This window comes from Melioribacteraceae bacterium (assembly GCA_019638015.1).
Lineage (GTDB): Bacteria > Bacteroidota > Ignavibacteria > Ignavibacteriales > Melioribacteraceae > JAHBUP01.
Genome location: JAHBUP010000001.1, coordinates 1673272 through 1695441, shown reverse-complemented (window position 1 = coordinate 1695441; position 22170 = coordinate 1673272). Strand labels below are relative to the sequence as shown.

Here is a 22170-nt window from a genome sequence, read left to right as displayed (position 1 = left end):
TATGGAAGAGTTTAACGAAAAATTAGTTATAGATACTACTGTATATGAAACTAAACTGACAAAAAAGTATCTCAACAGAAAAGTCTTTACTAAAAAAGACCCGAAAAAAATTACGGCTTTTATTCCGGGGACAATTAGAGAGATATACGTAAAAAAGGGGTCGAAAGTAAAAATGAGTGACCCTCTATTTGTTCTCGAAGCTATGAAAATGAGAAATACTGTATTCGCACACGATGATGGAAAAATAAAAGAGTGCTTTGTTAGCAGCGAACAAAGGGTTGCCAAGGGAGAATTAATTTTAGAATTCGAATAGCAATTTTTTTTACTTCATTTGATTAGTCGTTAACCAGTCATCATTGTAGATACTAGAAAAATACTTGTAACCTGAATCGCAAATAATTGTAACAATATTGGCTTCCCGGTCAATTTCTTTAGCAAGTTTAACAGCTCCATAAATATTTGCGCCACTCGATCCGCCACTCAATATCCCCTCTTCATAAGCTAGTTTTTTTGTCCACCCAATTGCTTTCTTATCTTCAACTTTATACATATCATCTAAATATTCAAATTGGGCAGTGGGAATAATAAATTCATCTCCCATCCCTTCTATTAAGTATTTGTGGGGTTTTACTAAAACTTTGTTTTTGTACCAATCATAAAATACTGAACCATATGGATCAAGCCCAATAATTTTAATTTTGGGATTTTTTTCTTTTAGATATTTTCCCGCACCGGTGATTGTGCCTCCTGTACCCACAGCTCCAATTAAATAATCAACCTCCCCCTCCATCTGTTCCCAGATTTCAGGACCGGTGGTAGCATAATGAGTTTCGTTATTATCAAGATTATTGTGTTGGTCTATATAATAGAGGTTGGGATCATGCATCGCTAAATTTGAAGCGTAATTGTTATATGATTCTGGATGCTCGGGAGGAAGGCTTGCGTCTACCTTAATTACGTCAACTCCAAGAACTTCTAGCATTTTTATTTTTTCACGACTGGTAGTATTTCTAATTACAATTTTTAAATTATATCCTTTATGCCTACATACGATAGCGAGACCCATTGCAGTATTTCCCGATGAGTTTTCGATTATTGTATCTCCCGGTTTAATTTTACCTTCTCTCTCCGCTTTCTCAATCATGTATTTTGAGATTCTATCTTTAATGCTTCCGCCAGGATTCATAAATTCGAGCTTCGCATATATGGTAGCTTTTAATCCTTTTGAAATATTGCCCAATTTTACAATCGGAGTTCTACCGATTGTATCAATTAAATTTTCGTACTTACAGTTTCTCATTCTTTACCTATCTCTATAATGAATATCCTCTTAGAAAATCTGTGACTTTCATCCTTCTCCTCCCTTCAGGTTGAATATCCAGAATTTGGAGAATACCATTTTTATTTTTAATAAAAATTTCACTTTTTGAATGTATGAGTTCACATTCAAATTCATTAATTAAAATTTTTTTAATCTCAGCACCCCCGATAATTTTCATCTGCACAAATTCATCACAATTCATTTCAATATAAGTAGAACCATATATCTTATAGTTTTTGCCATTTAAGGTGAAAAGAGCTCCTGGGTATGGTGCAAGTCCCCTAATCAAGTTGTGAATATTACGAACTGAATCAGCAAAGTTTATTTTACATAATTCTTTTGTGATTTTTGGCGCACTAGATGCTTTGGTATTATCCTGAATTTCTAATGAATAATTACCTGCCTCAATCATTTGGATAGTATCCATAACAGCATCAGCCCCAATGACCATCATTTTATCATGCAAAGATCCGAAATTATCTTCTGGTAATATTTCTACTTCCCTCTTTAATATTACGTTGCCCGTATCAACTTTATCTTCCAAAAAAAATATTGTAACACCAGTCTTAGTTTCTCCTTTTATTAAGGACCATTGTATTGGCGCCGCACCGCGATATTTGGGAAGCAGTGAACCATGAAGATTAAATGTTCCTAATCTTGGAATTCTATAAACTTCTCTAGGGAGAATTCTAAAAGCAACCACAACAATGAGGTCAGGTTTAATTTCGATCAGTTCTGAAATAAATTTAGAATCATTTAATTGTTCTGGAGTAAACACTTTAAGATTATTATTAACGGCATATTCTTTTATTGGTGTTGATGAAATTAGTTTACCTCTCCCCCTTTCTTTATCGGGGGCAGTCACAACCGCTTCCAAGGTATGCTTACTTTCATTAATTTTTTTTAATGATGGGAGGGCAAAATCGGGAGTACCCATAAAAACTATTTTCATAAATCACTGCCTCTGCTTCGTAATGCTCTGGCCCAGTTCTGTTATGGGATAGTCGGTTTCCACTTCACGATTTTGAATTTTAATCAAATCACCTTTTAATGATTCTCTCAAAGATTCTTCGACACGATCTGGAATCATCTTACCTAACAGATGATCATACTCATGCAAAATAACACGCGCGAACAGTTCATCTGCTTCAATCAATTGCTCATTTTCATCCGTATCCAAATATTTTATCTGGATAATTTTTGGTCTGTTAACCTCTGCGCGGATTGAGGGAAGACTTAAACAACCTTCTTCCATAACAATTTTTTCATCCGATTCTTCCACCACTACAGGATTAATCATAACAATAGGTTTAAATTTTTCATAGCCTTCACACCCCTTTAAATCGACCACAAAAATAGATTCATTATATCCTACTTGATTTGCGGCTAATCCGATTCCGCTTGCATTCCTCATAGAATCGAACATATTCTTTATTTTAACTATTATATCATCATCAACAGCCATAACCTTCTTCGCTTTTTGACGAAGGATTTTATCACCGAATACTGTGATTGGTATTATCGACATCTTAATCTTCCTAATTTTTTTAAAAACAAATTCCACTAAAATTTGCGCTAAAATAATAAAAAAGGCAATTAATAGATGCGGTTAGCTAAAATAATTTAAGGATATTTATCCACCTTTTTCAATTTCGGCATTTACAAATTTAGCGTCGAGATCTTTAAATATTGAAACTGAGGTTGAAAAGAAAAACATCCTTATAAACAGTCTAAAGATTATGAGCATCTGTTGCAATATTATTGAAATGATTAAATAGTAAGAAGGAGTTCGAGGAATTAGTTTCCCAAGCACATTGTAAATAATAACCCCAAGTGCCCCAAGCAGTGATATTAATAAAAAGACGACAAACACTTTGGAAAAATTTCGATAAATAAACTTTATTGAATCAATTATGGTTACGAGAACATTGGTTTTATCATGAACAGCCATATTAACTTTAGAATAGTCGGAGATCATGATTACCACACCTATAAAAAATATTAGCATTATATAACGGATCAATTTTAGTATAAAATCACCAGTTACATTTTCAGATTCACTATAGATTAATGAAATTAATTCTCCAAGGTAATAATTTATTTCAAATGCAATAAAAAGAAGAAGTACACAAATAACCAACACTTTGGCGAACCTCCAAAAATATTTAACCCCTCCGTAAAAAAAGTCGACCATGTGATTCTTTTCGGGCAAATGAAAGATTGATATCAAACCGCCCACAAAAAATGTTTGGATAAAAGTATAAATTGCTGTAACAGCATAAATGCTTGTAGTTAACTGATCAAAATGAATTGAATATAAATTTCTTAGCTGTGCATACCATAAAAGATCAAATTGTTCGATTAGGTTTTTGCTCATTAAGGATGTGCCAAGATTATCAAACAGCATATTATAAATTGGGACCGCCAAAATTAACGCCGATGCCAGATTAAAAGTCCATAATAAAAGGACAAACTTCCCATTATGAAAAATTGTTCTCATTCCATGCAGAAGTATTGAATTAATATGTTTAATCATCCCACACTTCCCATTATCATCAAAGCATTTTGAATCCAAAAAAATAACCGCATTGATAAAGAAAGAGATGCAGCAATTTGGATATCAACAGTTTTTGAATTATTGGAAAAATTAATATCCAGCAAATTTTTTCTATGCGGATCAATTGAAGCCGCAATCACCTCATTTTTTGTTTTAAAGTAAAATGCTTTCCAAGATTCATCACTATCCCAGTGCTTAACCAAAGTATCCTTTTCAGTAATTAATACAACTTCTGTTTGAAATATCCCCGAATTATCTCTGACGGCAATTACTTCCCATTCTTCATTGTTTATTTTTCTCAATGATTGAATTTTGTCATCAAAAGTATTAGAGCTCTTTAAAAATTGATTGAAGAACCAGCCCATATCTTCATTAACATTATTTTGTACAATGCCAAAAAAGTCAGCCGCTTTTGGATGCTTAAATTTGTAATTGAGATAATAATCTTTCAAAATTTTCATCATCGCATCTTTGCCAATATAATTTTCCAAAGTATGAAGAACCAATTCCGGTTTACTATAGGAGTTAATTACATATGCACTTCGAGAAAGATGCTTGTGAGAGGAATCAAGAACGCTACCAATTTTTGTATTGCGGTAATAGGAAACTGCACTTTGAAACCCGGCCGGTTTTTGAATATCGACCAGAGTGTATATTATAGGAATACCTTGGTAAGAAAAAAAATTGATCCCGAATACGGGAATATGATCTGCAATTTTAAAGTACTCAAATACATTAGGGTAGTATTTACCCATTATTTTTGTTGCCGCGTATGAAGCAAAACCTTCATCAAGCCATGCTTCAGCTACTTCATTGTTGGCTAATATTCCTTGAAAATATTGGTGAGCAAATTCATGAGCAACTAAAAATTCTGGCCAACCAGTGTTCAATGGTGAAAATAATTCAGCACTCACAGTGAATAGAGTTGGATATTCCATTCCTCCTGAATTGCTTGTCCTCGGCACATCAACTAATGTTATTGTTTGATAAGGATAAACCCCAACATTATCTTCAAAGTAAGTCAAACAATTTTTTACTGACTCAAAATATCTATCAAAGTAATTTTCTCTTTCTGGCTGAACAAAACATTTTATTTCAATTAATGAATTGTCTTTCCGTCTGTAAAAATTACTTTTTGCCATTATTTCATTGGACGCCATCCATACAAAATCGTGAACGCCTGATTGCTCAATTTTTACATTTTTTTTACCACCACTTATTACAACTTCCCCTTGATTTCCAGCTGAAGCAATTTCAAAATCCTTTGGTAGAGAAATATTAACTGAATAATCGGCGAAGTTTGAATAAAAATTTAAGTAGGGTAAATAAGGATTACACACCCATTTCCCCTCTTCAAATACTCCTAATTTTGGAAACCATTGAGAGATGAAATAAAATTCTCTTCCGGCGGCATATCCTAATCTTTTAACACACTTGGGAATTTTTAATTTGTAATTAACTTGAATAGATACCGAGTCTCCTGGATGCAGAATCTCTTGCAAATCAACTCTTGCGACAGTGCTGTCACCATCTATACCGTTGATTTTGTCGGGGAATGTTAGTGTGGCATTAGCATTATTAATTTTAAAATCTAAAACTTCAATCTCAGTTTTTTCATCTTCTGATTTTAGACCATAACCTTTTGAGAATTGTGTTCTTTCGCTTTTATACGCATTAGCGTAAAAATGGAAATAAAGTTCTTTTGTGGAATGTTGAGTATTATTCTTCCAGCCAATTACTTCATTAACTGAAATTAATTTTTGCGCAGGGTCGAAGTCAACATATAAGTCATATTTATGCGAATGATCAATTTTCTCTTTTTCTTGTAACAACAATCCCTTGGAATAGCCTGCAGAACTTATTTGAGGAGCAATTTTTGATTCATTTTGGGTATCAGCATATTGCAGAATTAATCCAAATGAAATTAGAAGAAAAAATACTATCAGTGTTTGTTTCATATTTAAACTTAATAACATCAATTCTTTGATGCAATTTTAAACACTGGTTGGCTCATATTAGCAACAAAAAAAAGGGTGAGCATGTGCTCACCCAATAAAAGATTTTATTTGATTGTTATAGTTTTAGGCTTAGCTCTTTCATGTTTTGGAAGCCTAATTTTTAGTATTCCATTCTCCATGTTGGCGTCAATTTTCTGATCATCAATACTTTCAGAAATTTTAAATCTTCTATAAAAATTTCCGGTCTCAGTTTCTTTTAAAACATATTTTCTATCGGAAGCTGAGTTGTAGTCAATTCTACCCATTAAAATAAGATGACCATCTTCCAGTTTAATTTTTACATCTTCTTTATTAACACCCGGCATTTGAGAAACAAGGAAAAAATCATCTTGTGTTTCATAAATATCTGCCAAGGGGGCAAGCCAAGCTTCTTTCTCAAGAGCTTCTTCCCATGATCTTTTTTGTGTTACCTGCATTACTTCTTTATTTTCTGACATATTTTCCTCCATTATTTTAATCTACAACTTCATATGAAGCGTCCTGCACTTCATTATCTTTCTTTTTTTCATCTTGTTTATCGTTACTTTGCTGTCCTGTTGGTCCCGCATTCGCACCTGGTTGTCCTTGAGGATTTTGAGGTCCTTGCTGTTGATACAAGACCTGTGAAATTTCTTGCCAAACTTTTGTGAGGCTTTCTGTTGCCGCTTTAATTTGGTTCGAATCATTTGTCTTTAATGCATCCTCAATTTTGGCAATTTCAGCTTCAAGTCTACTCTTTTGTTCGCTGGTAATTTTGTCCTTCATTTCCTCAATTTGTTTTTTGGTTTGAAAAACCAGATTATCAGCTTGATTTCTAATCTCAACCGCTTCTTTTTTCAATTTATCTTCGGCAGCGTGTTCCTTTGCAACATTTTTCATTTTATCTATTTCATCTTTGGATAATCCACTTGATGAAGTTATGCGAATACTTTGTTCTTTACTAGTTGCTTTATCTTTTGCCGCAACATGTAGAATACCATTGGCATCAATATCGAATTTAACCTCAATTTGAGGAACACCTCGTGGTGCCGGTGGAATTCCATCAAGGTGAAATCTTCCAAGAGTTCTATTATCAGCAGCCATTGGTCTCTCACCCTGCAATATGTGAATTTCTACTGAAGGTTGGCTATCTGCAGCAGTTGAGAATACTTCACTCTTTGTAGTTGGTATAGTAGTATTTGCTTGTATCAGTACAGTCATCACACCACCAAGTGTTTCAATACCCAATGAAAGTGGAGTAACATCCAGTAAAAGAACATCTTTTACATCTCCGGCTAAAACACCACCTTGAATAGCTGCTCCAATTGCTACAACTTCATCAGGATTTACACCTTTATGAGGTTCTCTACCAAATAATTTTTTAACTAGTTCTTGAACTTTTGGAACACGTGTTGAGCCTCCAACCAAAATTACTTCATCAATTTGAGATGCGCTTAATCCAGCATCTTTTATCGCATTCTCGCAAGGACCGGCAGTACGTTGAATCAAATCATCAATTAATTGTTCGAACTTCGAACGAGTAATAGTAAGATTCAAGTGCTTTGGTCCATCTTGCGATGCAGTTATAAAAGGTAAGTTTACATCTGTCTGCATCGATGATGAAAGTTCAATCTTAGCTTTTTCAGCAGCTTCCTTTAATCTCTGTAAAGCCATCGGATCTTTTCGTAGATCAATTCCTTCCTGTTTAAGAAATTCATCGGCAAGAAAATCGATCACCCTCTGATCAAAATCATCACCACCAAGATGAGTATCACCGTTAGTTGATTTCACTTCAAATACGCCATCTCCTAATTGAAGAACTGACACATCGAATGTACCACCACCTAAGTCGTATACAGCAACAATTTGATCTTTATTCTTTTTATCCAAGCCATAAGCTAATGCGGCGGCTGTAGGCTCATTAATGATTCTTCGCACATGTAAACCGGCAATTTCTCCTGCATCTTTTGTTGCTTGTCTTTGAGCATCATTAAAATATGCTGGAACAGTAATAACAGCTTCTGTTACTTCCTGTCCAAGATAATCTTCAGCCGTTTTTTTCATTTTCTGAAGAATCATTGCACTTATTTCTGGTGGCGAGTATAATCTATCAGCTATCTTCACTCTTGCTGATCCACCGTCGCCCGATACAACTTCATAAGGAACTTCTGTGGTTTCGGTGTTTACCTCATCTCTTCTTCTTCCCATAAATCTCTTAATGGAAAAAATTGTGTTTTTGGGATTTGTAACAGCTTGTCTTTTCGCAGGCTGACCAATTAATCTTTCACCAGTTTTCGTAAACGCTACTACTGAAGGAGTAGTTCTACCACCCTCCGAGTTTGGAATTACAACCGGCTCATTCCCTTCCATAACCGAAACACATGAATTTGTTGTTCCAAGATCAATTCCAATTATTTTTCCCATTATTCAATTCCTTAAATTAAATTATAAAATGAGCTGAAGATATTACTTCAGCTCTATTGTTTTTTCTGTTTTGGCTTTAGGTAGTATTTTTGAAAGCTCAACCACTAAAGTTCCATCCTCAAATTTGGCTGATACATTTTCTGAATCAACTTCCACAGGTAATGTGAAGGATCTTCCGAACATTCCAAAATTTCTTTCAGCCCTATAATAGTTGATGTCTTTATTTTCAGTTTCTTTTTTCTTTTCACCCTGAATGGTTAAAATATTATCTTGCAGGGTAATTTTAAGATCATTTTTTTTAACGCCTGGAATTTCGGCAGTCACCAATAATTTATCATTAGTCTCCGAGATATCAATTCTTGGTGAAAATGAATCTTGTGTATTGAATCCTAATGTTGGAAAATCTTCCAAGTATCTTTGTAATCTGTTATGTAAGGATTCAAATTCACGAATGGGTTCAAATTTAATAAGTGTCATTTTATCCTCCTTTTTTATGTTTGCTATTGTTATAACAAGGATAATGCCAAAAATAAAATAATCAATAAATCATTTATTTATAAGAACTTACAAGAATTTTTGATTCAACTTGGGCTTTGGCAAAATTGACAGGCTGTGAGACAATTCCGATATAAGATGAGGCATTATGTCGCATCTTGCACATATTTGACAATATTTAGGAGTGTTCATGTTTAACATAGAAGAATTTGATATAAAGCTCGATACTGATTTTATTGGTAGGAATTTTATTTATACGGAAGAGGTAGATTCAACTAATTCAGTTTTACTTGCAAATAGTGATTTTGACATTCACGGGACAGTTTTACTTTCTGAGTATCAAACTAAGGGAAGAGGTAGAAAAGAGCGAGTTTGGGAAAGCTTGAGCGGAGTTAACTTAACATTTTCAATTTTAATTAAAGATAATTTACCTGAAAGGAAAATTAATCTAATCACTTTTGTTGCGGCTATAGCTGTGGCTCAATCATTAGAAAATTTATATCAATTAGATGTATCGTTAAAGTGGCCAAATGATGTTTTAGTAGATTCAAAAAAAATTGCAGGAATCATGATCGAATCATCCTCAAAAGGGAATAAGATTTCAAAAATTGTTGTAGGCATAGGTGTAAATGTTAATCAGCCCAACTTCCCCGGAAAATTTGAAATACCACCAACATCTGTCCGAAAAGAATTTCATGATAATGTTAGTAGAGAGAGACTATTATGTGACATTCTAAATAATTTTGAAAATTCATTTAATTCACTAGCAAAAAATCCTAAAAAAATATTAGATGACTGGCGAGATAGATGCAAGATGATTGGAGAAAAAATTAAGATTGTGGAGGATGAGAAAATTAGAACTGGTGTATTTGAGGATATTAATGATGATGGCTTTATAATTCTAAAAACTGGTGATAAAAGAGAATTAATTCATTTTGGCGATGTTAGTTTAAGATAATGAGTTCGAAAAAGGTATATTTTGATAATGCCGCAACAACTAAGATTCATCCACAAGTTGTTGAAAAAATGATCCCCTACCTTACCCACTATTATGGAAACCCCTCCTCAATTCATAGCTTCGGGAGAAAAGGAAGAATTGCGATTGAGGAAGCGAGGGAAATTGCGGCGGCTTCAATAAATGCACACCCATCCGAAATTTATTTTTTAAGTGGCGGAACTGAAGCTAATAATTTTTCTGTTCGTGGTATTGCTTCGGCAAATAAAAATGATACTGGAAGAAATAAAATAGTTTCATCAACAGCGGAACATCATTGTGTTTTAGATTCATGTGTCGAACTTGAGAAAGAAGGATTCGAATTAATTCGATCTTCATTAAATAAAGATTTTTCACTTAACTATGAAGAGCTTAATAATTGGATTGATGATAAAACCTCCGTAGTTTCAATTATGCATGTTAATAATGAAGTGGGTTCAATCAATAATATAGAAGATATTGGTAATTATCTGATTTCAGAGAACACTTATTTTCATACAGATGCGGTGCAATCATACTGCAAATTAAGTATCGATGTAAAGAAGTTAAACGTTCATTCACTATCTGTCTCATCTCATAAAATAAATGGTCCAAAAGGAATTGGATTCTCATATGTAAAAAGTGGTACGCCGATAATTCCAATCTTGTATGGTGGAAGTCAAGAGAGAAACAGAAGAGGCGGTACCGAAAATGTTGCCGCAATTGTTGGATTTGCCGAATCAATTAAAATTACCAGCATAAATATTGAATCGAATTATAAAACGGTTGAAAAAATTAGAGAGGCATTGATAAATGGGATCAATTCAATCGATTTGGATGGAATTAAAATTAACAATTCACCAAATCAGTTGCCCCATATTTTATCAATCACATTGAATCCCTTTTATTATAAAAATGACTCTGAAGCGATGCTAATGTATTTGGATATCAATGGAATTGCGGTTTCGAATGGAGCAGCGTGTAGTTCCGGTACACTAAAACCATCTCACGTTATTCTAAGCGGTGGTTATACTAAAGAAGAGGCAGAAGGAACAATCCGTTTTTCATTCAGTCCAGAAAATACTTTAGATGAAGTTAGCTATTGCCTCGAAGTGCTGGCTCGATTTGCAAAAAAGTTTAAGAAATAGGTTTTAGCCCACTTAACTAAAATAATTTAAAAGATTAAATACTTTTTCTTTAAGCTCCTTCCTCGTAACTATAGCATCAAGAAAACCATTTTCAAGTAAAAATTCAGAACGTTGAAAACCTTCAGGTAAATCTCTTCCAATAGTTTGTTTTATTACACGAGGACCTGCAAAACCGATTAATGCTTTTGGTTCTGCAATTATCACATCTCCGAGCATTGAAAAACTTGCAGTAACACCACCAGTAGTAGGATCTGTTAATATAGAAATAAAAGGAAGTTTTGCCTCTGCTAAACGGGCAAGTTTGGCGCTTGTCTTGGCCATTTGCATTAAAGAGTATGCACCCTCCATCATCCTAGCGCCACCACTTTGGCTTATTATTATCAATGGGATTTTTTCATCGTAAGCATGGTCGATTGCTCTAGCAATTTTTTCACCAACCACAGAACCCATACTACCACCTATAAATGCGAAATCCATACATGCTAAAACAGTTTTCTTACCATTAATTTTTCCTATCCCGGTTTTTACCGCATCATTTAATCCACTTTTTTTTATTGTGGAGTTAATTCTATCAGAGTACTTCTTATTATCCTCAAAATTTAGGGGATCACCGCTCCTCATCTTTTTGTCGTATTCCTTAAAACTGCCCTTATCGAATAAGATAGAGATATATTGCTCGCTACCAATTCTGAAATGTGATGAGCACTTTGGACAGCACCATAAATTTACTTCAAGCTGTTTATTGTGAATAATTTCGCCGCAATCTGTGCACTTTGACCATTGCCCATCCGGGAGGTCATTTTTTACAGAATCTTTAGAAATTTTATCTGTTTTTCTCTTAAACCAACCCATTATTATTTTCTCTTTAAAATATTTACAAATAGCGTTATTGATTGTGAAGGCTGTGCGGGATCATTTGAAATTATGGTAACTGTTCGTGTTAGCTTACCTTCTCTATTTGCAGTATCTAAATCAATTTTTAGATTTCCAGCCTCCCCAGGTTTAATAGTTTTATTACTTAATAGTGCAGCTGTACAACCACAGGTAGTTTTAACATTATCTATTTTTAATAGATCGTTGCCAGTATTCTTTAAATCAATTTTTACAGATACAACTTTACCCTCTTCAACATTTCCAAAATCATGACTTGATTTTGAAATTATCAGCTTAGGTATTTTATTATTGAACTGAGCTTGAGTCATTTTATCCACAACCACACAACTGAAACTCAATCTAAGATTAGGGTTCTCCTTATCATTAGAAAAAACATACACATATTTATCTTGTGGACCCATGCGTGATTTTGAGTTAAATTCAACTCTAATTGTAGTTTTTTCTCCAGGCATCAATTTATTTTTAACTGGATTAGCGGCAGTGCATCCGCAAGTGGCAGATACTTTTTGAATTTCCAGCTCAGCTTTACCATTATTAACAATTTCAAAATCGTGAGATACTATCGCCCCTTCTAATATGGTACCGAAATCATGATCTGGGTTGGGAGAAAATATTTTGGGTAAGTTTTGAGCATTCATAAAATTGGTTAAAAGAAGCGTCATTAAAAGGAATTTTATTTTCATTTCTTTTCCCTTACAATAAAATTTTTAAAATAATTAGGCTCTAGATTATCGTAGTCTAAAGTTAACAAATCCTCCCCAAATAAATAAGCCCACTTCGCAATCATTGATGCTCGGGGTGCTTCAATGTAGGACAAGTGTGTATCTTTTAACTGGGTGCTATAAACATTTTGTGGATTTGAAGTAATAGTTTTTTTTTGTGAAAGTTGAAGAGGGACAACTTGTTTTAAGAATTCTCCTTCTACAGAATACCCTGCATAGTAGCATTCATCATTATTTGCGCTTACAGCAATTTTAAAATTGTGAAGAAATTTATTTTCTTCATAAATCTGCAGTGCAACAGCATCAAATGTTGGGACTGGGATAATGGGTATTTGTAATCCAAACGCAATTCCCTTTACCGCAGCAAGCCCTATTCTCAGCCCTGTAAAGGAACCTGGGCCAATGGAAATAGCAATAGTTTTTATTTCACTTTTCTCAACTTTTGAAACACTTAGAACCTCGCCAATCATCGGTATTAATTGTTTTGAATGAGCTTGTGGTTCACTAATATTTTTTTCTGATATTAAACTTGAATCCTTTAGAACCGCAACGCTACATAAATCACCTGAGGTTTCAACAGCAAGTATCGGGAATAAGCTATTCATTATTAAAAACCTTTATTTGTCTTTCTTCTTGTTCATCTTTGGTTATAATAATATTAATTCTTTTATTTGGTAAAACCTCCGGGAATAACTCTCCCCACTCAATAAATATAACTGCACTTTCATCATTAAAATAATCCTCAATTCCAAGATCGTATAATTCCTCACTTTTCTTGATTCTATAAAAATCCAAATGGAATACCTTTCGACTTCCGACATATTCATGAATAAGGGAAAATGTGGGGCTCGAGGCATCTTCAATTTCCCATGATGAACAAATAGCTTTAATTAAAAATGTTTTTCCCGCACCAAGATTGCCATTAATTACAACAACATCACCGGATACTAAAATTTTAGATAATTGTTCGGCAATTTCTAAAGTTTCAGTTTCGCTACTAATTTTTTTTTGAAAAGGTATTTCCAATTAAACTTTGCTCTCCATTGTGACAACGGGTAAAATCATTTCTTCCATCGAGATTCCGCCATGCTGAAAACTATCCTTATAATAGCTCAGGTATTTATGATAGTCAGTTGGATAAACAAAATAGTAATCTTCCTTAGCAATAATATAACTTATCGAAACACCTCTGTCTGGTAGTTTATACTCTGAAGGTTTTTTAATAAATAGAGCATGTTTATCTTCTACTTTAAGATTTCGCCCAAACTTAAAACGTAAATTTGATGAAGCTTCTCTATCTCCCAATACTTTGGACCCACGGAGCGCTCTTATACTGCCATGATCTGTTGTAACCACAATTTTGGCTTTTGGTATAGTAGCTATTGCTTTAAATGTATTTAATAATGATGAATGCTGAAACCAGCTGTTAGTTAATGAACGGTATGCCGATTCATCCGGTGCAATCTCTTTGAGAATTGATGAATCTGATCTGCCATGGGCAATCATATCAAGAAAATTTACCACGACAGCCATAAAATTTGTTTTTTTGTGTGATAAAACATTCTGCTCAAAACCTCTTCCCACTTCAGGGTCAATAATTTTTATATACTTTAACTCATTTCTAAGAGTAATTTTTTTTCTGTTCAATAAAAATTGGAGCAGTTCTTTTTCATACCTGTTCATACTATTCTCATCATCTTTCATGCTGTCCCAAAGATCGGGATAATGCTTCTCAATTTCTGATGGAAATAATCCCGCGAATAAAGCGTTTCTTGAATATGGTGTTGCTGTTGGAAGAATAGAATAATAATAATCTTTTTTTATTGTAAAAAGGTCGCGCAAATGCTTTTCCATAACCAACCATTGATCTAACCTTAAGCAATCGATTACAAAGTAAAATACAGGCGCATCGGTCTGAGAAAGTAACGGCAGAACAAATTTCTCCGTAATTTTTGGAGTAAGCATAGGAGAATTGTCATCTTCAGCATCAATCCAATGTTTATATTTTTTTTCAACAAACTTGCTGAACTCTTGATTACACTCTTTTTTCTGTTCGAAAAGGGTTTGCTTTAATCCAATTTCTGGATGACGATCTAATTCCAAATCCCAATTAACGAGTTTAAGATAAATATCTATCCAATCTTCATGATCGGGGTTTCCCAGTAATCGCTGTGAAATTTCATTGAAATCATGTAAATAATCCTTCGCTGCATATTCGCCCGATATTTTTTTGCTTTCCAAAACTTTTTTGCAGACCATTAATATTTGCGAAGGCAGTACAGGTTTAATTAAATAATCTCTAATCTTACTTCCGATTGCATCGTTCATTAATGATTCTTCTTCACTCTTTGTAACCATCACAACAGGAATATTAGCGTTAATCTCTTTAATCTGAGATAGAGTTTCGAGCCCCCCCATCCCAGCCATCATTTCATCAAGAAAGATTAAATCAAATTGTTTATTTCGCACTTCGGATACAGCATCGGCACCATTAGTAACAGTTTCAACTTCGTACCCTTTTTCATTCAAGAAGATGATATGTGAACGGAGCATTTCAATTTCATCATCAACCCATAAAATTCTATTCTTTTTCATACTATCCTTATTGTATTGAAATTCTTACATCAACGCCTGCTTCATTAGTTTTTGTTGGAGGGATTCTGGATGCACCTTCTGGTTGTATAGTGGATCTTCTATAAAATATAGAAAGTGTAACTCGTGAACTCATCACATATCTGATTTTAGGCTCAATTGTAGTATTTGTTTTTCCTTCGAGTGGTTTTCCCTTTTCATCAAATCTATCCATTTCGTAGAGAACACTTGAATTTTTTCCGCTAGTGTAAGAAAAGGAAACTTCAATATCATTTTTAAGAGAAATACCAAATAGTGGAAGTTCAAATCCCGATTTTGAATAACTTGCCGTTAAGCTTATATCATTCGAAAATGATTCTGTAATATTTCTAGTTGACACTCCTAAACTGTAGCTGCTTCTGGTATTATAACGGAATGACCCTTGAAAATTTCCACCATAAAAATTATTCATCGTTATTGATACGCCAATCAACGGTGAAAATGAAAAATCAACTTTTTGCGATTGAATTTCAGTGACATCTATCTGGCGATCTTTATCCGGTATAACTTTCCATCCTTCGCTGTATGTAGAGGTGTAAGCGTGGCTTAGTGTAATTCTTTGTGCAAAACTTAGGAAACTAAATTTTTCTAAACCACTCCACGAAAATGACCAGTTTGGGCGAGGAATATATTTCATTATATCTTTAAGAATCGGAATTTTACCTAAAATAGATATTGCCTCAAAACCGGAACGGAATGATTCTGATAAATTATCATTTGGATTAAGAGCATCTCTGTCATATAATTCACTTACTTTTTTAATTCCGGTACCTAAAAATGAAAAGAGCGATGTTGAGGGGAAACTCAAGAATGATCTATCTAATTGTCCAGTGGAGGTCAAACTATTAACCGATACATTTCCGAGTGAATCTGTTTGCAGAGTAGTTGCTTTATTAAATCCCCATCCCACTTTCCAATTCAAATCAATTTGGGCTCCTTCCCATAATGGTCGGGAGGTTTTGAAGTCCAGATCATTTTTATGAGTATAATTATCGCTTAAGTTTCCAAGCGGCGCTCTTCTTCCAATGTTATTCGATAATCCGAGCATAAATAATCGTGAAGGACCATTTTCATCGGATTGAGAAAATCCCCAGAAATTAGCAAACCCTGTTCCTGTTCCTAATAATCCACCACCGCTTAAAGAACTACTTTGTGAAAAATTAACTGAGATTTGATCATAATCGAACAATATAGTTTTTGCAACCAACTTTAAAGCATTTAATGATTTGGAGAAAATTGATTCTGTTGGTACTGCAAGTGTATCTTCATCCATAACGTTTGATGAATCCCCTCTCACGCGATCAAAAACAGAGGCTGTCTTTGAACTATCCATTAAACTTCTTGCAATACCCAATGAATCAGATAATGGTTGACGAGTTGAATCGGCTATTACTGGTTGAACTGGCGTAGGAGCTTGAGTCTCGCGGACACCACTTCTTCTTCCACCGGCTCGAGTTGGAACTTGCCGCGGTTGTGGTTTAGTTTGTTGAGCTGGTGTTTGCACTGCCGATTCAAATAATGGCGCGAATATAGATTTAAGCCTTATAGTTAGACTTGAGCTAATTCTGTTTGTGTAACCAGCTGCTCTTCCTAAATTTTCTTGTTGAAAATTATTTTGCCAACTATATGAAGAGGAATAACTAGCATTAAAAGTTAAATATCTATTAAGCTCAAATATCGTTGGCATTTTTGGCGTTAATCTGAAATCAAGCGATTGTTTGTAGCTAAAATCTCTTCCAAAGAATGAACCTTTAATAATATCGTTCCAAATTTCTTTTTCACTTCTGTCCTGCTCAGTCTGCGATAAAAGATGTGCGTAGGTTGATTGAACATCAAAGTTATAATTTGTTGCGATATTAAAAAATCCACCTTCGGTAAAAATCCAATTAAACCCTGCGCCACGTGATGAAGTAAAATCGCGCTGAATACTAGGCTTTGCGGATGCTCCAAAATTTAAGCTGTAGGACCTCTTTCTACTTGCAGTAATATTTGTATTAAAAGTCTGCGGGAAAAAATAAACTTTTACATCTTTATAATCGGTAAATATTTTTACAACTTCTCCAAACAATGGGATATCTGCCGGCAGAAAATAAAAATCGCGGCTCAAGTTTAACGCGTAACCTGCATTTGCATTCCAGTTCCATGCATTGTTTTCAATAACAGTAGGACTGTAACCAGAGCTTTTACTAAAGTTAAATCCAAATGTTAAATTATTAATGAGATATGTTGCATACCATGAATTTGAGGGAAGTTTAATTCGAACGTTTGCTAAATTCCATTGTTCCGAACGGTTGAACGATTCGGATTGTCTTTTAAATGCCGCAACTTGCTGAGCTATTTCTTCTTCAGGTACACCTTCTTCAGCAAGGGATTGAGCCAAGGCTTCCTGAGCCGCAACTAACTGAACATCGGTACCGGGTAAATATTGGGGAGCTGTCATAGATTCTGTAACCGAGTATGAAATTCTCATGTTACTACCGGAGAGGTTAAATGGAATTAGTTTTATTAAATCTAAATCAGCAGATACTCCCCATCCGGATCGGTCATCCCTTGTACCAAACCGATCAGCTAATTTATGGAAATATGGATCAGTCTTAGTATAATTTGCATTTACCCGAAGTAGATCAGCAAACATCAATGAAGCGTTACCGCTCATTGCCCAGCCGGGAGTATTATCTGCATCGAGAACTCTTAACTCGTTCAACCAAATTGAACCAGAGACCGATCTGCCTCTTTCTCCTTTATTCGCCGGATTAGAAATTCCTATTAAGAAATAAGAAACCCGGGTTAAGGTTGGATTTCCCCTAACTCCAAAAAAATGTCCAATTTTATCAGCAACGGCTTGCTGTACTAACACTTTTATGGAATCGCCGCTTCTTTTCTGTTTAATTGAAGTAAGTTCTGAAAATAACATCGAAACTTCATTCCAGCCGGCTCTAACAGGTTGCCGGTATTCATAAAAATTAGTTGAATCGGATCCGAATCGCAGATAAACCTCAGAGCCATAATTACTCGGATCTCCAGGATCAAAATAAGATACTGAACCCGGCGCATCCTGTAATTCACCATGAACAAAAAATTTCATTTCTTTATAATTAAAAAGATCTACTGATTTGTAGAGGTATCTAACCACCTCTCGAATTTTCCCATCATCAAGATCTTTTAAAATTAATTCCAGAGACTGCTCATTCTTGAAAATTTGGTAATCGGGTTTAGAACGATCACGCTCCCTAATTACACCTGGAGGTGAATAATAATCGGGGTTATCTTCCACGTTAATTGTTGATAATGTTAAAACTTCGTCATCAACTGTCACTTCAGAATTGAGAACTTTTTGCCATTGGTTCCCCACCAAATTCATTTCCGCGAATCTTAAATGAACAGTTTGCTCCGTACCGGTTACCCAAAATCTTATAAACTCAACAATTGAAAAACTGGGATCGCGCACCTTGTCTGTAAAATCTTTTAGTGGAATTCGATATAAATACCAGCCGGCATTATCACCTCCACCTTGAATGAAGGGATTCGTGAATTTATTGGAGTCGAGTGGAATTTCATATCTGAAATAACTATCCACTCTATCAAGCGTTCGGTTTCCATTCAAATCTTCCGAATCAGGAAATCTTCCCAAATCAATAGATACTGCATTTCCTTCAGTGCCATTGATGTTGGAATAGTCGGGGTTTTGAGTTAAAGTAAAACGATAATTATCATTAGATGGATCAGGATTCAGAGCTGAGTCGTAACCAGGTTCTCCAACATCTCTAACACCATCAATACCTGTATCTTCTCCATCATCCACAAGTGTATTATCATTTTTATCTTCGGTGTCAAGCACTCCATTAGGAATTACATCTTCACTTATTTGTCCGAGATCAATCACTAATTTAAGATCAGTAGGTGCCTCAACTATGTTGACCCAAAACTCAATAAATTCAATATTTTCCTCAATTAAATTATTGGCTGATGAGGAGAGTACTTTCATCATACCGCCCCAGTTAACTTTCTTATTAGCCAGGTTAGGTGTATAATTATAGAAACCTCGTCTTGAAGGATCAAATACCATATCGAGAGCGGTAATTTGTTGTTGATCCGGAGCGGCATTTTTTCTTTCACCATAAATAGCTTTGATGGTTACATCCGATGGTGTTCTGTTAAACCAAAAAGTCTTTCCTTTATAATCCATCTTACGCAAAGCAGTAAGTCCATCAATAGAGGGAGCTAATTTTTGTGGGACACTTATATCTTTCCAAGAACCATAAGCCATACCCAAAGGAATTGTTCTTTTAGCGCCTTCAAAATCATCAACAAAAGCAATACTCTTTCCACCGTCACTTTCAATTGTACTTTTCTTGGTATTAGGATCGGGATCCATGTAGGCGGCTTCTGCGTTAATTGTTAGTGAAGATGGGGCACTTGTGGAAATTAAATTATCTATCGCTTTGGTTAAGAATGGAAGCGGCAGTGTGGTTTTAAAGTCGGCTCCCCAAATAGAGTTATTCAATGGTTCTTCACCAATTCTAACTTTATCACTCAATGTTTGTTGATTAAGATTCAAAAATGAAAATCCAAGAGTAGTATTCCTATTAAACTCATAAAGTCCACGTAGTCCAATCATTGTTTTTGAAGCCAGTGAGATCAAATCATTTTGTTCATATGAAATTTTTAAATCGGCACCCGGAACAAGCGCATTATCATTTCGAATTATAATTTGCCCCACATTATAATCAACCGTATAATCTTGCCCCTCAGAAAGTTGATTTCCATTCAATAATACTTTTACTGATTTTTCAACAACGTTAAAACCTATTTGGAATACAGAGGTTACTTCGGCAGAATATTCACCACTGAGAACAAATTTATCTTTTGTTCGATCCTGCCTTGCAAAAGTTTTGGTTGTATCATAAACCAATTGGAATTTCAGAGAATCGGGTAATTCAATCGGGAAATCTCTTCCGAAGGGTTCCAGTACAGGGAAAATTACTTCTCCGGTTTTTGGTATAATTGTTCTACCGGTGAAATAATCGAATGCCCCATCGGGCTGAGTTGCGGTTTTACTTTTATCGGTTTTATCCAATCCAAATGTTTCAAGTAGTTTTATTCCTTGATAATTATTTTGAGGTTCTTGCCCCTCAACACGATACATTACATCAAAGATAAAACCCTCCTCCTTAACATTACGTCCTCCAATTGGATAAATATTCCGCAACTGTAATTTCCAGGCCTTTTTATGTTGAGGTTGAAGATTAGCCGGTTTAATAAGTTTAAGTACGAGTCTTGTTTCCGGCGTTTGATTTAGATCTTTAATAAATTCACCATAATAAACGTCATCTGCATCGGCACCGGTTCTTCCTTCAATACGAACCGCTATAGCAACGGCATCCTGTTCTTGTATTGATGTAATAAAAGAAATAAACCCTGTTTCTTTATGGATGGTATAATCTACACCTTCAGTTAAAAGAATAAAACGTGAATTACCTACAATGTTGCCAGGATCTGTTTGAACAGTGCTATCTCTTAATTGCGAAGAATATGGAGCCGTACCAATTTTACGGGGTAAATCAATGTAAGCATTTACTTTTCTTTCATTCGGATTAAATAAACCGGTTGTAGATTTCCAAACTTCTATATCCTTAACACGAACAGAATCCCTTATGAAAGGGGTTGGATTAGAAAAATAATTGTTAAATATATTCAGGTTTCTATCGGCATAAATTTGATCAATGAAGTAATGATTTGTAGAATAGTCGTAAGCTCTTACCTCAAATTTTTGAGCTTTCGCTCCTCCGCTTAATGCTACCTCCGTAACCTCACTTTTCTTTTGTGAAGCAAGTGCAGTTAATGTAAAAGGGCCCATTTTAAATAGTGCTTTCACTCCAAATAGAGCTTCACTTCCACCAACTAAAGGTGATGCCTGAAGTGATACGTTCCCGGCTTCAATGCTTTGAATAATCTCATCTTCGTAACCTTTGTATTGAATCTTTAACTGATTCTCATATTGAAATTGCCGCTCGGTATTCCAATCTGCGGAGAGTGTTAATTTATCACCTATAGTTCCAGCAAGATTTATTTGAACTTGTTGTTTAAAATCGGGTTCATTTCTTGTGTTGCCAAGTGCCGATGAAGTTATACCTTCGGTAGTTTCATTTCGCCACGCGCCCCTAATATCTACTGCACCGCTAATTCTAAGATTAATCTTGGGAGGTCCGAATATGCTTAGTAAAGGTGAACTGGGGAGTGGAATATCAATATTTGTTAAATCTGTTATTAATTGAGAAAGATCTTTAGTTGAAGATTTTAGTTCGTACTGATATGCAAGAGCTTCCCACGAATCCCGGTTAAGTGCGGCCATTCTAAGCTGAATATATTCCTCGAGTGGTAATACAAGATCCGGACGAATAGATTTGCCATTCATTATCTCGGTGATAATTACTTTAGTTCCGGTGGAATCAAGTTTAGTACTTCTTTGAATAAAACTTTTGTAGGGATCTACGAAAAGAGGATGGACCCTACCTCTCCTGATAGGAATATTGGCGGTTGATTTTGGTGATGCGGTAAATTGCTGAACTCGAGCCAGTGAATCTCGTGATAATGAATCTACATATCTTATTGAATCTTCCCGCGCCGCAATTTTTAGTAGTTCTGCTTTTGAAAGGACTGCTTTCACAGTATCCTTTTGATCAATTACTAATGAATCAGTTTTCTGAGCTGCTATGGAATCGGGGGAGAATTGTAATAAATCAAATAAGTTAACTGTGTTTGGAAAATTTTCAGAGTTATTAATTTCTTTTTTGGTAAAATTTACAGAAGGATATAAATCAGAGAAATAAAACTGAGGATTGATTGTAACAATCTCTTTATGGTTTGTGAAACCAAGAGACGCAATCAAAGAAGCAATGATAAATGGGCTTAAAAAGATTGAAAAACCCAAACCGGAATTTTTAGCTTTCACAGAGAATAAACCATCTACTAATTAGTGATCGTAAAAAGAATCTAATATGCCTCCTTGAATGACTGTCCAAAATTATT

At 34.8% G+C, this 22170-nt stretch carries 17 protein-coding genes; 3 read left to right on the top strand and 14 right to left on the bottom strand.

From position 1 onward, the window contains the following. Window position 1 precedes the first annotated feature (1 nt). A complete protein-coding gene (locus tag KF816_07070; protein ID MBX3007774.1) occupies window positions 2–313 on the top strand; it encodes a hypothetical protein in 312 nt (103 codons plus the stop codon). Window positions 314–322: 9 nt separating this feature from the next. Here KF816_07070 and KF816_07065 read toward each other — a convergent pair whose 3' ends face one another. From KF816_07065 to KF816_07030, 8 genes are all read right to left on the bottom strand, one after another. After that, window positions 323–1300, bottom strand: coding sequence for a cysteine synthase family protein (locus KF816_07065; protein ID MBX3007773.1), 978 nt, complete (start codon window positions 1298–1300; stop codon window positions 323–325). A 13-nt stretch (window positions 1301–1313) separates the two neighbouring features. Then, complete coding sequence (gene fmt / locus KF816_07060; GenBank protein ID MBX3007772.1) at window positions 1314–2273, bottom strand: methionyl-tRNA formyltransferase; 960 nt, start codon at window positions 2271–2273, stop codon at window positions 1314–1316. Window positions 2274–2276: 3 nt separating this feature from the next. Continuing rightward, window positions 2277–2849, bottom strand: a complete 573-nt coding sequence (gene def, locus KF816_07055; GenBank protein ID MBX3007771.1) for a peptide deformylase — start codon at window positions 2847–2849, stop codon at window positions 2277–2279. Window positions 2850–2954: 105 nt separating this feature from the next. After that, complete coding sequence (locus KF816_07050; protein MBX3007770.1) at window positions 2955–3857, bottom strand: hypothetical protein; 903 nt, start codon at window positions 3855–3857, stop codon at window positions 2955–2957. After that, window positions 3854–5836 (bottom strand): M1 family metallopeptidase, encoded by a 1983-nt coding sequence (locus tag KF816_07045; protein MBX3007769.1) that lies wholly within the window; start codon window positions 5834–5836, stop codon window positions 3854–3856. Before KF816_07045 ends, KF816_07050 begins: the two co-directional genes overlap by 4 nt. 104 nt (window positions 5837–5940) lie before the next feature. Beyond that, on the bottom strand, window positions 5941–6333 hold the full coding sequence (locus tag KF816_07040; GenBank protein MBX3007768.1) for an Hsp20/alpha crystallin family protein: 393 nt from the start codon (window positions 6331–6333) through the stop codon (window positions 5941–5943). A gap of 16 nt (window positions 6334–6349) precedes the next feature. Then, window positions 6350–8278 carry a molecular chaperone DnaK gene (gene dnaK, locus KF816_07035; protein MBX3007767.1) on the bottom strand — a complete coding sequence of 643 codons (1929 nt, stop codon included), beginning with the start codon at window positions 8276–8278 and terminating at the stop codon, window positions 6350–6352. A 42-nt stretch (window positions 8279–8320) separates the two neighbouring features. Beyond that, window positions 8321–8755 (bottom strand): Hsp20/alpha crystallin family protein, encoded by a 435-nt coding sequence (locus tag KF816_07030; protein MBX3007766.1) that lies wholly within the window; start codon window positions 8753–8755, stop codon window positions 8321–8323. Between the two features lie 208 nt (window positions 8756–8963). Here KF816_07030 and KF816_07025 point away from each other — a divergent pair, with 208 nt between their 5' ends. Next, window positions 8964–9731 (top strand): biotin--[acetyl-CoA-carboxylase] ligase, encoded by a 768-nt coding sequence (locus KF816_07025; protein MBX3007765.1) that lies wholly within the window; start codon window positions 8964–8966, stop codon window positions 9729–9731. Next, entirely contained in the window at window positions 9731–10894 is a 1164-nt protein-coding gene (locus tag KF816_07020) for a cysteine desulfurase (GenBank protein ID MBX3007764.1), read from the top strand. Before KF816_07025 ends, KF816_07020 begins: the two co-directional genes overlap by 1 nt. A gap of 12 nt (window positions 10895–10906) precedes the next feature. On the opposite strand, the gene accD is transcribed toward KF816_07020, so the two are convergent. Genes accD through sprA form a run of 6 tightly spaced genes read right to left on the bottom strand, consistent with a single transcriptional unit; the run spans window position 10907 to window position 22030 of the window. After that, window positions 10907–11746, bottom strand: a complete 840-nt coding sequence (gene accD, locus KF816_07015; protein ID MBX3007763.1) for an acetyl-CoA carboxylase, carboxyltransferase subunit beta — start codon at window positions 11744–11746, stop codon at window positions 10907–10909. Window positions 11747–11748: 2 nt separating this feature from the next. Further along, window positions 11749–12471, bottom strand: coding sequence for a DUF1573 domain-containing protein (locus KF816_07010; GenBank protein ID MBX3007762.1), 723 nt, complete (start codon window positions 12469–12471; stop codon window positions 11749–11751). Then, on the bottom strand, window positions 12468–13115 hold the full coding sequence (tsaB, locus tag KF816_07005) for a tRNA (adenosine(37)-N6)-threonylcarbamoyltransferase complex dimerization subunit type 1 TsaB (protein MBX3007761.1): 648 nt from the start codon (window positions 13113–13115) through the stop codon (window positions 12468–12470). Before tsaB ends, KF816_07010 begins: the two co-directional genes overlap by 4 nt. Next, on the bottom strand, window positions 13108–13536 hold the full coding sequence (gene tsaE, locus KF816_07000) for a tRNA (adenosine(37)-N6)-threonylcarbamoyltransferase complex ATPase subunit type 1 TsaE (protein MBX3007760.1): 429 nt from the start codon (window positions 13534–13536) through the stop codon (window positions 13108–13110). Before tsaE ends, tsaB begins: the two co-directional genes overlap by 8 nt. Next, window positions 13537–15105: a bifunctional response regulator/alkaline phosphatase family protein gene (locus KF816_06995; protein ID MBX3007759.1), complete on the bottom strand. Its 1569-nt coding sequence runs from the start codon at window positions 15103–15105 to the stop codon at window positions 13537–13539. Window positions 15106–15112: 7 nt separating this feature from the next. Beyond that, window positions 15113–22030, bottom strand: coding sequence for a cell surface protein SprA (gene sprA, locus KF816_06990; protein MBX3007758.1), 6918 nt, complete (start codon window positions 22028–22030; stop codon window positions 15113–15115). Between the last annotated feature and the right edge of the window lie 140 nt (window positions 22031–22170).

What these genes read in the sequence shown, in the direction of transcription:
- KF816_07040 (MBX3007768.1), bottom strand. Translation starts at nt 6,333, where the DNA reads ATGTCAGAAAATAAAGAAGTAATGCAGGTAACACAAAAAAGATCATGG.
- KF816_07020 (MBX3007764.1), top strand. Translation starts at nt 9,731, where the DNA reads ATGAGTTCGAAAAAGGTATATTTTGATAATGCCGCAACAACTAAGATT.
- KF816_06995 (MBX3007759.1), bottom strand. Translation starts at nt 15,105, where the DNA reads ATGAAAAAGAATAGAATTTTATGGGTTGATGATGAAATTGAAATGCTC.
- KF816_07010 (MBX3007762.1), bottom strand. Translation starts at nt 12,471, where the DNA reads ATGAAAATAAAATTCCTTTTAATGACGCTTCTTTTAACCAATTTTATG.
- def (MBX3007771.1), bottom strand. Translation starts at nt 2,849, where the DNA reads ATGTCGATAATACCAATCACAGTATTCGGTGATAAAATCCTTCGTCAA.
- fmt (MBX3007772.1), bottom strand. Translation starts at nt 2,273, where the DNA reads ATGAAAATAGTTTTTATGGGTACTCCCGATTTTGCCCTCCCATCATTA.
- KF816_07025 (MBX3007765.1), top strand. Translation starts at nt 8,964, where the DNA reads ATGTTTAACATAGAAGAATTTGATATAAAGCTCGATACTGATTTTATT.
- KF816_07050 (MBX3007770.1), bottom strand. Translation starts at nt 3,857, where the DNA reads ATGATTAAACATATTAATTCAATACTTCTGCATGGAATGAGAACAATT.
- dnaK (MBX3007767.1), bottom strand. Translation starts at nt 8,278, where the DNA reads ATGGGAAAAATAATTGGAATTGATCTTGGAACAACAAATTCATGTGTT.
- tsaB (MBX3007761.1), bottom strand. Translation starts at nt 13,115, where the DNA reads ATGAATAGCTTATTCCCGATACTTGCTGTTGAAACCTCAGGTGATTTA.
- KF816_07070 (MBX3007774.1), top strand. Translation starts at nt 2, where the DNA reads ATGGAAGAGTTTAACGAAAAATTAGTTATAGATACTACTGTATATGAA.
- KF816_07045 (MBX3007769.1), bottom strand. Translation starts at nt 5,836, where the DNA reads ATGAAACAAACACTGATAGTATTTTTTCTTCTAATTTCATTTGGATTA.
- accD (MBX3007763.1), bottom strand. Translation starts at nt 11,746, where the DNA reads ATGGGTTGGTTTAAGAGAAAAACAGATAAAATTTCTAAAGATTCTGTA.
- KF816_07030 (MBX3007766.1), bottom strand. Translation starts at nt 8,755, where the DNA reads ATGACACTTATTAAATTTGAACCCATTCGTGAATTTGAATCCTTACAT.
- KF816_07065 (MBX3007773.1), bottom strand. Translation starts at nt 1,300, where the DNA reads ATGAGAAACTGTAAGTACGAAAATTTAATTGATACAATCGGTAGAACT.